Annotated in this window: 13 protein-coding genes and 1 pseudogene; 3 read left to right on the forward strand and 11 right to left on the reverse strand. The window is 42.6% G+C overall.

All coding sequences use genetic code 11. The features are described from left to right. The first annotated feature begins 18 nt into the window (after positions 1-18). From I2B62_RS08355 to I2B62_RS20505, 3 genes and pseudogenes are all read left to right on the forward strand, one after another. Positions 19-1,809 (forward strand): bifunctional diguanylate cyclase/phosphodiesterase, encoded by a 1,791-nt coding sequence (locus tag I2B62_RS08355; protein WP_195268518.1) that lies wholly within the window; start codon positions 19-21, stop codon positions 1,807-1,809. A gap of 329 nt (positions 1,810-2,138) precedes the next feature. After that, positions 2,139-2,824, forward strand: a pseudogene (locus I2B62_RS20790) (MATE family efflux transporter); the annotation flags it as partial. A 75-nt stretch (positions 2,825-2,899) separates the two neighbouring features. After that, positions 2,900-3,382 carry an MATE family efflux transporter gene (locus I2B62_RS20505; RefSeq protein ID WP_347707808.1) on the forward strand — a complete coding sequence of 161 codons (483 nt, stop codon included), beginning with the start codon at positions 2,900-2,902 and terminating at the stop codon, positions 3,380-3,382. Positions 3,383-3,428: 46 nt separating this feature from the next. On the opposite strand, the gene I2B62_RS08365 is transcribed toward I2B62_RS20505, so the two are convergent. The 11 genes from I2B62_RS08365 to I2B62_RS08415 form a co-directional block, all read right to left on the reverse strand. After that, positions 3,429-4,190: a peptidylprolyl isomerase gene (locus I2B62_RS08365; protein ID WP_195268519.1), complete on the reverse strand. Its 762-nt coding sequence runs from the start codon at positions 4,188-4,190 to the stop codon at positions 3,429-3,431. Between the two features lie 62 nt (positions 4,191-4,252). Then, on the reverse strand, positions 4,253-5,299 hold the full coding sequence (locus I2B62_RS08370) for a spore photoproduct lyase family protein (protein WP_195268520.1): 1,047 nt from the start codon (positions 5,297-5,299) through the stop codon (positions 4,253-4,255). Continuing rightward, on the reverse strand, positions 5,238-5,771 hold the full coding sequence (locus I2B62_RS08375) for a hypothetical protein (protein WP_195268521.1): 534 nt from the start codon (positions 5,769-5,771) through the stop codon (positions 5,238-5,240). The genes I2B62_RS08370 and I2B62_RS08375 overlap by 62 nt, the downstream gene beginning before the upstream one ends. A 44-nt stretch (positions 5,772-5,815) precedes the next feature. Next, positions 5,816-6,118: a nitrous oxide-stimulated promoter family protein gene (locus tag I2B62_RS08380; protein ID WP_195268522.1), complete on the reverse strand. Its 303-nt coding sequence runs from the start codon at positions 6,116-6,118 to the stop codon at positions 5,816-5,818. Next, positions 6,118-7,770, reverse strand: coding sequence for an ABC transporter ATP-binding protein (locus I2B62_RS08385; RefSeq protein ID WP_195268523.1), 1,653 nt, complete (start codon positions 7,768-7,770; stop codon positions 6,118-6,120). The genes I2B62_RS08380 and I2B62_RS08385 overlap by 1 nt, the downstream gene beginning before the upstream one ends. Then, complete coding sequence (locus I2B62_RS08390) at positions 7,721-9,505, reverse strand: ABC transporter ATP-binding protein/permease (protein WP_195268524.1); 1,785 nt, start codon at positions 9,503-9,505, stop codon at positions 7,721-7,723. The genes I2B62_RS08385 and I2B62_RS08390 overlap by 50 nt, the downstream gene beginning before the upstream one ends. Beyond that, positions 9,498-9,872, reverse strand: a complete 375-nt coding sequence (locus I2B62_RS08395) for a YbaN family protein (RefSeq protein WP_195268525.1) — start codon at positions 9,870-9,872, stop codon at positions 9,498-9,500. The genes I2B62_RS08390 and I2B62_RS08395 overlap by 8 nt, the downstream gene beginning before the upstream one ends. Positions 9,873-9,894: 22 nt before the next feature. Then, the gene (locus I2B62_RS08400; RefSeq protein WP_195268526.1) at positions 9,895-11,985 is read right to left on the reverse strand and encodes a heavy metal translocating P-type ATPase; all 2,091 of its coding nucleotides are present in this window, start codon (positions 11,983-11,985) and stop codon (positions 9,895-9,897) included. Positions 11,986-11,999: 14 nt separating this feature from the next. Then, positions 12,000-12,242 (reverse strand): DUF6110 family protein, encoded by a 243-nt coding sequence (locus I2B62_RS08405; RefSeq protein WP_195268527.1) that lies wholly within the window; start codon positions 12,240-12,242, stop codon positions 12,000-12,002. 90 nt (positions 12,243-12,332) lie between these two features. Continuing rightward, positions 12,333-12,554 (reverse strand): ferrous iron transport protein A, encoded by a 222-nt coding sequence (locus I2B62_RS08410; RefSeq protein WP_013381057.1) that lies wholly within the window; start codon positions 12,552-12,554, stop codon positions 12,333-12,335. 12 nt (positions 12,555-12,566) lie between these two features. Further along, a complete protein-coding gene (locus I2B62_RS08415; protein WP_347707809.1) occupies positions 12,567-12,782 on the reverse strand; it encodes a FeoA family protein in 216 nt (71 codons plus the stop codon). Positions 12,783-13,006 lie beyond the last annotated feature (224 nt).

A 13,006-nucleotide genomic window follows, 5' to 3' on the forward strand; every position in this document is an offset into this window, starting at 1 on the left:
TGAAGGAGCCGGTAATCAATGGAAAATCGAAAGAATATTGTCCTATATACTGTAATCTGGCTTGTCGGAGCTGTTATTTTGCTGTTTTTTTTATTTCAAAATGCCGGCGATTCGAGAATTATAAATTATACCGGGATTGTCAGAGGAGCAACACAGAAGCTGGTTAAAAATGAGATCAGCGGAGATCCGAACGCTCCACTAATGGATCGCCTGGACGGTATTCTTTATGATTTGCAGACCGGTGATGGCGATTACCAGCTGAATAAATGCGGCGACAGTGATTATCAGGCTAAGCTTCTTGAAATTCAGGAAGTGTGGAAAGATATAAAGCTCGAGATTGATGTGGTCCGAAGTGGAACTGGCAGGGAGAATCTTTATCAGCTCAGTGAGCAGCACTTTAAGCTATCTGACCAGGCTGTGTCTCTGGCTGAACAATATTCAGACAGAAAACTTTATCGTACCTTTATAATACTGATTGTATATATTCTGGTTTCGAGCGTCTGGGTGATTTTCAGAGAACGTAAAAGATATAAGGATTTCAGACAAATTTACTATCACGATACTTTGACGGGAATTCCCAATTATTTGGCTTTTATTCAGGGAACAGAAACGATTTTAAACCGTCGTGACCGCTCTGATTATATTATTGTCAATATGGATATTGATGATTTTAAGTATATCAATGATCTCTATGGCTACCAGATGGGGGATAACATTCTTAGAAATATCGGGTTTGGTCTCTCAAAAAAGTTTGAGGGTGAATTGTGCGCCCGTGTATCTGCCAATAATTTTATCATCCTCACGAAAAAGACTCAGAGTATTGACAAAGAAATTCGTGATTATCTTAACCAGCTTATTTCTAAAAAAATGGATTTTTTAGAAAAGCTTTCTTTTTCTTTTGGTATCTATAAGGTAGAGGCGGGGGAAGAATCCGTTGAGGCGATGATTGACAAATCAGCTTTTGCTCACAAAATCGCCAAAAATGGAAAGCGGGCGACCACTGTATGGTATGATGAAGCATTGCTGGAGCAGCTGACACGTGAGACAAGACTGACGAAATCTGCGGACAAAGCTTTGGAAATGGAAGAGTTCAAGGTTTATTTACAGCCAAAGGTAGATATTCTTAGCGGCAGTGTTATTGGCGCTGAGGCGCTGGTGAGGTGGGTATCACAGGAATATGGATTTTTGCCGCCGGATGAGTTCATCCCGCTTTTTGAGAGCAATGGTTTTATAACAAAACTTGATTTTTACATGCTTGAAAAAGTTTGTTTGCTGGTGCGGCAGGCTTTGGATGATCCGGAAAAAACAGCGCTTCCGGTTTCAGTGAACTTTTCAAGAATAACAGTGCGTCAGATGGATTTTGTACGTCAGTTTCAGCAAATCGTCGAAACCTATAACATTCCACCCTGTTATGTTGAAGCGGAGGTCACCGAGAGTGCCTTTGGAACAAATCCTGAAAAGGTCGTTAAAACAATGGAAGTACTTCAGAAAAATGGCTTTTTAATCGTTATGGATGATTTTGGAGCAGGCTATTCATCTTTGAATTTACTCATGTCTCTGCCCATTGATGTTTTAAAACTGGATAAAGAGTTTTTGCTGGAAGGTACGAGCGTAAAAAGGGCTCAGATCATTATAAAAAATATCGTTGATATGGCAGAATACCTGGGTATTCAAGTCGTTTGTGAAGGTGTGGAAACAGAGGAACATCTCCGGTTTTTAAAAGAGATCGGCTGTGAGATCGGACAGGGTTACTACTTTTCAAAGCCCCTGCCGGTCAGTGCCTTTCGGGAAAAATACCATATTTTTTAAGCTCAGATCATAATGTTTAGATATTGCGGATCGGGGTATATAAATAAAGCAATATCATACCAAACCCTTATCTTTGATAATCTCGGACAACACAGAAAAGACTGCTCGCACTTTCCCACGCTGGCAGTCTTTTTTGTGGTTAAAGAAGAATTTGTTTTCCCGTATAGCAGGTGTCTGTGTTATAATTTTGAGAGACTAAACAATGACGGGTCTGCTGCTCTAAGGTACAAGACCGTAAAGGGGAGAATAAAATGGATAAAAACCAACTGGTGACACAGCCGGTTCAAAAACTGTTCTTTCACTATCTGCTTCCTGCGATCAGTGGGACGATGGTAACCTCTATTTATATTTTAGCGGATACAATCATTATTGGAAAAGGTATCGGAACGGAGGCAATGGCAGCCCTGAACATTGTGCTGCCCGTCTTTAACCTTGTTTTTGGCACAGGATTATTATTTGGTGTAGGCGGCTCTGTGCTGATGTCTATCAGCAGAGGGCGGGGAGAAGAAAAAAGGGTCAGCAGTATTTTACCACGGCCTTTATACTTAATTTGCTGGCAGGCATTATTTACATAATGGTCTTTTTTATTTTTGGTGAAAAGATCATGCTTTTTCTGGGCGGAACAACGGTTACCATGCCCTATATTATGAAATATGCTCCTTATATTGCGGGCGGAGCGCTGATCTTTAGCTTTTCATCATTTTTACAGGCCTTTGTTCGTAATGATGGCGCCCCCAGGCGCGCAATGGCAGCTGTCATTGCCGGCGGCATATTTAATATTATTTTTGATATACTGCTGGTTTTTCCATTTCAAATGGGCATGGCCGGTGCTGCGCTGGCCAGTGTGATGGGGTCTGTTTTGACTGATTGTATACTGGTTTCTCATTTTTTCTCTAAGAAAAACGGGCTTTGTTTTCGGTTCAGAGGGCTGACTTTCTCCTTTTTCAGAGCAGTGTTTGCAAATGGTGTAACCAGTTTTCTTATTGAAATTTCAGCCGGAATTGTTATTTTTGCATTTAATCATCAGCTTTTACGCTACGTGGGGGATATTGGTGTGAGTGCTTACGGTGTTATCACGAATACAGCCTTTGTGGTCACAGCCTTAAGCAACGGAGTCAGCCAGGCGGCCCAGCCAATTTTATCCACCAATTATGGCGCGGGAAGGTTTGACCGTATCTATAAGGTACGTGCCCTTGGGATTAAAACGGCTTTGGCTGTCTGTGCTCTTCCGGCTGTTTTAGGACTTCTTGTACCAGATCTGTTTACTTATATTTTTTTAAATCCTTCATCGGAGGTACTTGCGCTGTCTGCGACAGCCATACGTATTTATTTTATTGGTTTTTTTGTCACAGGGACCAACATGTTTATTATCAATTACTTTCAGGCCATTGTCCGTCCGGGAATTTCCCTGGCTCTTTGCTTGTTTAGAGGATGTGTTTTCAACCTGATATTGGTCAGTGTGCTGCCGCTCTTATTAGGCGTAACGGGCATCTGGATGGCCGTACCTTTAACGGAATTTATATCAATGGGCGCAGGTGTTTTTTTAATAAAGAAAATATCGGTTAAACACTGACAAAAGTTTTAAAATAAAGACCTGGGCACGTAGCCCAGGTCTTTATTTAGAATAAGCCGATTTTTACATCGACGTTATATTCATTTTTCAGTTCATCGACACGGTCGAGGAAAGCACGGTTTTGTTTTTGCCCGAGAAGATACTGACGGGCATTTTCCTTAACCACATCATAAGGAATGGTTTCAGAGGTTTTGCTGTCAGTTACCTTGATGATGTGCCAGCCAAAATCCGTTTTAACCGGTTCGTCGCTCATTTCACCGACTTTCATGGCAAAAGCGGCATTTTCAAATTGTGGAACCATTTTTCCTTTTGAAAAATAACTCAGGTCGCCGCCCTGCTCCCTGGACGGGCAGACAGAGTAAGCTTTTGCAGCTTCTTCAAAGGTTTTGCCGCCATCCTTGATTTCCTGAATAATATCAATGGCCTGCTGTTCTGAGGGAAGCAGAATATGACTCGCGCGAATGCTGTCCGGAGCAATGAACTGTTTTGGGTTTTCGTCGTAAAACTTTTTAACTTCTTCATCGCTCACTTCAATATTTTTCATAAATTTAGCAATCATATGTGATTTCAGCAGTTTTTCTTTTGCGTCCTCCACCAGGGCGAGATACTCCTCAGTTTCATCCTCATGGTTTTTTTTACCTTCAAGATAAAAAAGTTCCTGAGCAACCAGCTCCTCAAGTAATTTTCTGCGGCCTTCCTTTGTGCGGAACTGGCCTTGCTGCTCCTGAGGTAATTGTTGTATTAAAGCTTCCAGGTCGGTATTGTAAATTTCTTTACCTTCGACGACGGCTACGACTTGTTTTTCCATTTAGAAAATCTCCTTCTATTAATAGTCATTAAATTAAATATTATAGTTTATAGTTCTCTTTGTCAAGGGGCGGCTTGGTATACAATGATTTTTTCAGATTTTACAAAGCTTTTCAAATCATTTGTTATTTGCTCGATCAACGGTTCGTTATCACTATAGCCGATACCATAGGCATTTTCTGTCAAGGGCCAGGCGAAAACCGGGCAGGTGGGATCTTTTTTATAAAAAGATTTAAACTGTTTACCACTGATCCGAAATCCGCCGACATTAATATCCAGCAAGCGGTTTAAATCTAATTGCTTATTTAAAAAGCAGATAAAGTCGTGATAGATGTTTGTGCTATTGTAAATGGGCATTACCGGTTCGATGGAAAATCGAACGGTGGCCCCGGCGTCAAGCGCCTGAGAAGCAGCTTTTAACCGCGTTGTCAGGGAAGGCGTATGGCGCTCGTATCGGCGTATTACGGAGTCAGGAAGCAGCGACCAGGCGAAAATAACATTTTGAGGGGGATCTGCGATGGGAAACCGCCCAGCCTTTGTTTTTACCTCAATAGTAAGCTGAGGGTACCTTTTAGCCAAGGCCAGCCATGGACTCAGAAAATTGGTCAGCGGATCAAGAGCCATTAAATCACTATCGTAGGATATGGCCAGATAAAGCGGTTCACTGCCTGTCAATAAATCCTGCTCCACGGAGGCAATAAAATCCTCGTTATTGACGAAAACAACCATGTGTCCTGAAGGGTAAATACTTTTCAAATAACAATAGCTGCAATCATAGAGACAGTTCATGATAATGACCGTATAGTAAAAACGTGTGTGCCCAAAGTTTTCACAGTAGGGTGAGCCTTTATAATAGAAATCCTGTTTCTTTTGAGCCAGAATAAGATTGGGGGAACGCTTCTGAGCGACGAAGTCCTGATGATGCCGGTTGAAGATCTGGGAATAGTTATCAATATAAATAAGACTGTCATAATTGAGCTTACTTAAGATAGCTTGAGTATTTGGATGACAGGCCACTCTTTTCTCAAGATAAACATGGGAAAAGGGTTTAAGCCCAGAGCGTTTTGAGCAAGGCATTAAAAACAGCGCTCCTTTCTTTTTTAGCAGCAACTTTAAGCTCCGTATAGGGCAGCAGTGAATTTAAAAGGCGATTTTCACTTCTAAGCTTTTGGGAGATGCAGGCTTTTGTAAAAACAATTTTCTGTGATTCAGTCAAGCGGAGCGCCGCTTTTGTTTTTTCCATCATCAGCGATTCCTCCGGGGTAAAGAATGGATGATTATTGCTTTCAAGAGTGGCTTTCCAGTGAGAAAAGGCCTTTTGCCATTCAGGATTGCTGTTAATTCTCAATAATACAATACGGTGGGGCGGAAGCTTTTTAAAAGCTGTTTCCAGGGCAGAGGCAAGCTCTGCGCTTAAGGAGTCATTGATCGTAAGACATAAAGAGCCCTCGTCAAAGGGATGACGGTAAAGAATATCCGGAAAATACCAATTTGTTTTCCCAGCCTTTATAATCGACACCTGATTGACGAGGGTCCAGTTTTGTATGTTTTGATCGTTAATGAGCAGGTAAAAATGTTTCATGTCAGCCTCCTTTGAGATTATTTTACCTCAAAGAGGGCAGTTTGTCATCTGCGGTTACTTTCAATCATATGTTTGACCACTAAAACAGGATGATGAAGAAGCATTCTGGGTCCTGAAAAGCGCATAACCTCCTGTACCCGCTTTCGCATCGCTGGTTTGTAGCAGTGAACCGGACAATGACTGCAAAATGACTTTGAATCCTGAAAAGGACATCGTTCCAGGCGGCCCAGCGCGTAATCGAGAAGTGCCTGGCAGTCAGGACACAGTGCTTTGTGATGGTGTTTTTTTGAGCAATAGAGGCGGATCATTTCTTCAACAATACGCTGTTCAGATTTTACACATGCCATCAGGAGAGCCTCCCATTTTCTATCGAATAATCAAGATCAGTGATACCCATGGTGGAACGCCTGTGAGAAACCAGTACAACCGTATGATCAGCGGCATGCTCCCGGATGGATTTCAAAATAATCCCTTCATTCAGGCTGTCCAGATTACTGGTCGGCTCATCCAGCAGGATAAAGGGCGCCTGGTGCAAAAAGGCACGGGCCAGCCCAATACGCTGGCGCTCTCCCCCTGACAGGGACTCACCAAGTTCGCCTACCGGCGTATCGTAGCCTTTTGGAAGCTGGGAAATAAAGTCATGAATAGAGGCTTTTTTGGCGGCTTCGGCGACTTCTTTATCACTGGCGTTTAAACGTGCAATACGGATATTTGCTCCAATGGTATCATTAAAGAGGTAAGTGCTTTGAGTGACATAGCTTTCATTTTCACGCAGACTATGTGTATTGACTTCGCGGATATCATGACCAGACAACTGGAGACTGCCAGACTGGCGGTCCCAGAAGCGCATGAGCAGTTTAAGTAAGGTAGACTTCCCTGAACCGCTCTTTCCATGAATGCCGATAACTTTGGAGTCTGGAAAATCCATGGTAATCTTGTCAAGGATTGTTTCGGCGTCGTAGGAAAAGGACAGGTCTTTACATGCCCCTCCGTCAAACGTGATGTCTGCGCCGTTTTCTACGACCCGGACAACCGGGCTCTCATCCAGAATATCCAGCACCCGTTCCCCGGCGGCAAAGGTTTGAAGCAGATTGTTTGAAAGACTGCTGAGCGCTGCGGTTGGACCAAAGGAGCTAAACAAAGCAATAACCGGAATTAATACGCCCTCAAAGCCAAGAAGCCCCTGGCGCATTAATAGAATAGACGTAAAGAGCATTGCAAGATCAAAAAACAAAATAGCTGTATTGGTGACAGCGGCAGACAAACCCTCCTGGCTTTTCAGCGCTTTTTGCTGAATATCGAGCTCATCGGACTGACGTGTGATTTCAGTTAGGCGTGAAGGTCCGGAATGGTACTGGATACATTCTTTTAAACCGCGCAGGCTGTCCAGAAAATAAGTATTAAGCGCACCAAAAAGTCTGCGATAGCTTCTTCCTTTTTCTGAGCCCAGGTGAGAGGCGGCCGCGGGAATGACGAACCCGACGCAAAGGTAAGCAATGGCCGCGATGAGGCCAAGCAAAGGGTGGAAGTGCCCAATAAAGATGACCATAATTAAGGAGGTGATTATGGCAATGGCAATCGGAGCAATAGTGTGCGCATAAAATACCTCAAGAAGCTCGATGTCACCGGTAATAACTGCGATCAAATTGCCTTTATCGCGTCCTTCCAGCTTTGCAGGGGAGAGCTTGCGTATGGCTTTAAAGACCTTGTCACGGATAATAGCAAGAAGCTTAAAGGCAATATAGTGGCCGCTGGCCTGCTCAATGTAATGAAGGATGCCGCGCATAAGTCCCAGAATCAGGATGATGATAAAAAGCAGCCCCAAATCGAATTTTATAATATCTAAAACAGAGAGAATGCCATAACCACCCAAAATGGTAATAAAGATCGCGCATAAATAGCCTGCGATTCCCATAAGAATGGTAAGCAGCATGATGTGAATTAATGGTTTAACCAGCCCGATAAGCCGTGCCATGATTGAGATGGGATTTCTGCGCATAAACGGGTTTCTCCTTTCCATAGTTTTCAAGGGATGTCTGAGTAAAGCAGAGATCAGCATAATAGCTGCTGTTTTCCAGAAGTTCAGGGTGTGTTCCAGACGCGATGATACGTCCTTTATATAAAACATAAATCTGATCAGCTGAACGCACATTGGCCAGCCGGTGGGAAATCAGTATAACGGTTTTGGTATGGGCCAGAGCTTCGATAACGGACATGATTTGTTCCTCGCTTTCCGCGTCTATATTGGAAGTTGCCTCATCGAAAATATAGATTTCGGAGTTGTGGAGCAGCGCTCTGGCAAGGGCGAGCCGCTGACTTTGTCCGCCGGAGAGGTTTGAGCCGTTCTCCAGTATACAGGTATCCAGCCCCTGCTGCTCCATAAGAAAATCATAAAGGCAAACGCGTTTAAGCGTATTATACAGCACTTCATCACTGGCGGTTGGCTGAGCGATCAAAAGATTATCCCGAACGCTTCCCTTGAAGATCATACTGTTATGGCTAATGAGGGTGATGTTTTCCATAATGCTGGCTTCAGACAGGGATTTTAGATTTTGCTGTCCAATGCAGATATCCCCGCTGTAACTCTGATGAGCGCCCATAATCAGCGAAGCAATGGTACTTTTGCCACTACCAGATTCTCCGACAATGGATATAAATTTCCCCTTTGGAATGCTCAAAGAGACGTCTTCCAGGACAGGGCGTTCGGCGTCGTAAGAAAACGCGATATGACGCAGATGAATATCCGCATTTTGGGGATCAACGATGCCGTCAGCTTGAGCAGGTTCTTCAAGGTTAAGCAATCGGAAAATTTTATCCGATGCGGCCATTCCGTTCATTGCGATGTGGAAAAAAGAACCCAGCAGGCGCAGTGGAATAAAAAACTCTGCAGAAAGCATAATCAACGCAAAGGTACCGCCAAAAGAGATATTTCCTTTCATAAATTCTGTGATCGCTAAAATAATACCAATGGCAGCGCCGCCATATGCAATAATGTCCATGACGGTTACGGAGTTTAACTGCATGGTGAGAACCTTCATGGTGATTTTTCGGAATTTTTCAGATTGAGCATTCATTTCTTCATTTTTATACTGGTCGGCTTCGTAAATTTTAAGGGTTGTTAATCCCTGAAGATTTTCCAGAAAGCTGTCACCCAATTCTGTATAGGTACTCCAATATTTTGAAAGAAGTCTTTTGGCAATTTTCTGTACAGCCACGATTGAAACAGGGATAAGCGGTACACAAATCAGAAGAATCAGCGCTGTTTTCAGATTAATAAAAGACAAAACAGCAAAAAGCGTTATGGGGGCAAGAAGACTATAAAACAGCTGGGGAAGATATTTACCAAAATAAATATCTAATTGTTCAACGCCTTCTACGGAAACCTGGACCACCTCAGCCGTCGAGATTCTTTCGTTGTAGCTTATGCCCAGGCGTAGCAGTTTTTTATATATTTTTTCACGCAGTGTTTTTTTGACACCAGAGGAGGCCGCATAGGACATTTTTGATGCCATGAGAGTAGCGGCAAAACGCACAATCAGAGCGATGAAAATGATTATCAGAGAGCCGGATATCTCAATGCTTTCAATACCACCCGTTAAAATGTTCTGTAGTAACCAGGCGATAGTAAAAATAATTGTCATATTTGCCAAAAGGCAAACCCAGTTAAAAAAAACATTTAAGAAAATATACCGGTTAGCCTTGCCCATCATTTGTGTCAGGCGTTTATCAATCATTCTGGACCTCCCGGATCGTTTTAATCCTGAAAATAAAATAGTAATATTTAAAGATTATTACCGCAATGATAAGAATGCGCGCATAAATAACATCTACCAGACAAAATGCAAGAATCAGCATCGCAGACGCAAAGGATAAAAGAGAAATCTTAGTTTTTAAAGTCATGGAGCGTTCCTTAACAAAGCTGTCCAAATGCTTTTGATAAATGCGGGTGCTTAGAAACCAATCATTAAACCGCTTACTGCCACGTGCGAAGCAATAGCTTGCGACAAGAAGAAAAGGGGTGGTTGGGAGCACCGGCAATATAACGCCGATAGCCCCAAGACCAAAAAATAAAAAACCAATAATAAGGTACAGTGTTTTCATAAAATTCCTTTCAGATAATCAATCACACAGGCGCCTTTAAACAGGGCCGCATACTGGCCGCACTGATAAACATTGTAGAAAAATTGTGTAAAAAAGCAGAGGTAGCCGGTGGAATAAATCCGACCAGTCCGCCCGCCAGCAGAAGGCTGTTAAATCCAATAATAATATAAAAATTTTTCTGAATACGTTCCAGTAGAGACTGGCTAAGGCGCCGCAGAGTAATCAGCTCTCTGAGATCTGTGCTGAGTAAAGTGATATCTGCAACCTCACGGGCAATGTCCGAAGAATCTTTCATGGAAACAGAGACATTTGCGGCCGCCAAAGCTGGTGAGTCGTTAATACCATCTCCTACCATGATAACCTTGTGACCATCTTCCTTTAAACCTTTGATGACCGAGGCTTTATCTTCCGGTAATATTTGAGCCTGATACTCAGTAATGCCAAGCTGGGCTGAGACATCCCGGGCGGCTTCGTCACTGTCGCCAGTAAGCATAATAATTTTATCTATGCCTGATTTACGGAGTGCCTGTATTGTCTCAGCAGCTTCGGGCCGGAGTGGATCATCAATACAAATCATACCGGCCAATGCGTCACCCAGAGCCAGAAAAATCGTCGATTTGCCATGCCATTTTTCCAGGATAATGGACTTTTGTTCAGGTGTTACAGGGATCCCTTCATCTTCCACAATGAAATGGTAGCTGCCAATCAGCGCTTTTTTATTGTGAAGCTTTGAACGTATCCCATGTGCGACAATATACTCTACTTCAGCATGTTCTTCGCGGTGCTTTAAATTTTCCTCCTCTGCTTTACGAACAATGGCGTGGGCAACACTGTGGGGAAAATGTTCTTCAAGACATGCAGAAGTTCGCAGAACTTCGGTCCTGTCGTATGGTGGAAAGGGAATGACTTCACCAACACTGGGGGAAGCAACCGTAAGTGTACCTGTTTTGTCAAAAACAATGGTGTCGGCCTGAGCATAGGACTCAAGGAATTTTCCGCCTTTTATGACGATTTTATGGTTAGCCGCTTCATGCATGGCAGAGATAACAGAGATCGGGGTCGCAAGCTTAATGGCGCAGGAGTAATCAACCAGCAGGACAGAGGCGGCTTTTGTTGCGTTTCTGGTGAACAAAAACGCCAAACCAGAGGCTAAAAAACTAAAGGGTACAATCGAATCTGCTAATTTTTCAGCACGACTTTGGACATCAGCCTTCAGGCTTTCTGACTGGTCAATGAGCTCAATAATTTTGTTCATACGGGTTCCATTTCCAATGGCACGAACCTTTATAACAATGCTGCCGTCTTCAATGACAGTTCCGGCATAAACAGAATCATCTTCTTTTTTTAAGACGGATTGGGATTCGCCGGTCATGCAGGCCTCATTAATATAGGCTTCACCTTTACAGATGCTGCCATCTACGGGGATAGTACCGCTGGTACGAACGATAATAATATCGTTTTCTTCGAGCTGGCCGATTGGTGTGCTGATAAATTCACCTGAGTGGTCTTGTTTCCACACAGTATCAACATTGACAGACAAACTGCCTGCCAAAGCCAGCTTGGTTTTTTTTCTGGTATAGTCTTCCAGTAAATCTGAGAGCGAAAGAAGAAACATAATAGAGCTGGCGGTTCCATAATCTCCCTGCATTAAAGAAACCCCAATGGAAGACGCGTCTAAAACATCAACATTAACATGGAAATTAAGCAAACTTTTTATACCGCGTAAGACATAGGGGACAGCGCGTAACAAAGTGATCGCATGGCGCACGGGAGAAGGAAGAAACCCTCGAAAAAGAAAGCGGCGTACAATCTTAAATGCAAGCGCATATTGAAAATCCGCGTCAACTTCAGTGGTGGTGTCTCTTTCGGATTGAGGTATGACAGGAAGCTTTGCCGGCACCAGAGCGTCAATAAAATCTAGAAGCAGGGAGCGAGAGTCATCGACATAAAAAATTAAAAGGCTTCCGTTAACACTGGAAGCCTTTGCGTCGGTAACTATGGTTTGCGCCATCAAAACAGAAGTTATACTGTAGCCTTCATCAGGGGAAAAAGCATTACGTCCGCAACGCAGACGAATGCGTCCGGGCAGATCGTGAACGATGGTGTATTTCATAGTTTGGATACCTCTTATTCTCCAGCAGATTCAGCTTTTTTTGACTCAAGCTTTGCTTCATAACAGAGGTCAACAGCATCTTCTTTAATATTTTCGTACATCACTTTGGCATCATCCTGTAATTTCATGCCAGAAGCTAATGTGTTTACAAAAAACTTATGGGCGCACTTACTCTTTAATGCCTTCACCCCCAAAGTAGCGGCGGCAATGCCACCAATAAAAAAAGTTAACTTGTCATTCTCTAAAATATTTTTCACTATCAATACTCCTTTAATTAGTTCTTTCTATTTTTGTTTTACGATCTGCACATAATTAGAATAGGCTAACAGTTGCGCAAAAAAATAAAACTACTCAACAATAATGCTTTCAGCATCCGCCTTTCTGAGGGAAAGCTCATAGCCGCGTACGGTTACTTCAATAGGATCGCCTAAGGGAGCAACTTTTCGGACAAAAATATCCACGCCTTTTGTAATGCCCATATCCATAATACGGCGCTTGATTGGTCCTTTGTTTTCAATTTTAACAACCTTTACTGTCTGACCACATGGAGTGGCTTTTAAAGTTTTCATATTCATATCTCCTTATTCGTTGATCATTATACGGTTGGCCATAGATTTATCGATAGCAACGCGTGTATCTTTAACATTGATGATCATGTTGCCGCCTAATTGTGAAACAACAGTGACATTATCACCAATAACAAATCCCAAGCTATTCAAGAAACGTTTTGTTTCTTCTTTACCATTGATTTTCATTATTCTAACGGGTTCTCCCATACGGGCCATGCTTAACGGCATCATTCATACCTCCTAATTCAGTTAGATGTTCATAAGAGTGTTAGTCGAATCTCATATCTTGCTTAAAGTTTAACCTTTTGTGATAATATTGTCAAGAAAAATTTGGCGATTGATTCAATTTTATTTAGGAAAATGGAGCAGTATTAATTAATTTATAATGATTCTTATTTACGGGAAGGGTATTGACAGAATAAAAAGCACATGCTAAGATGTTTCCAGTTAGT

Source organism: Eubacterium sp. 1001713B170207_170306_E7, assembly GCF_015547515.1.
Classification (GTDB): domain Bacteria; phylum Bacillota; class Clostridia; order Eubacteriales; family Eubacteriaceae; genus Eubacterium.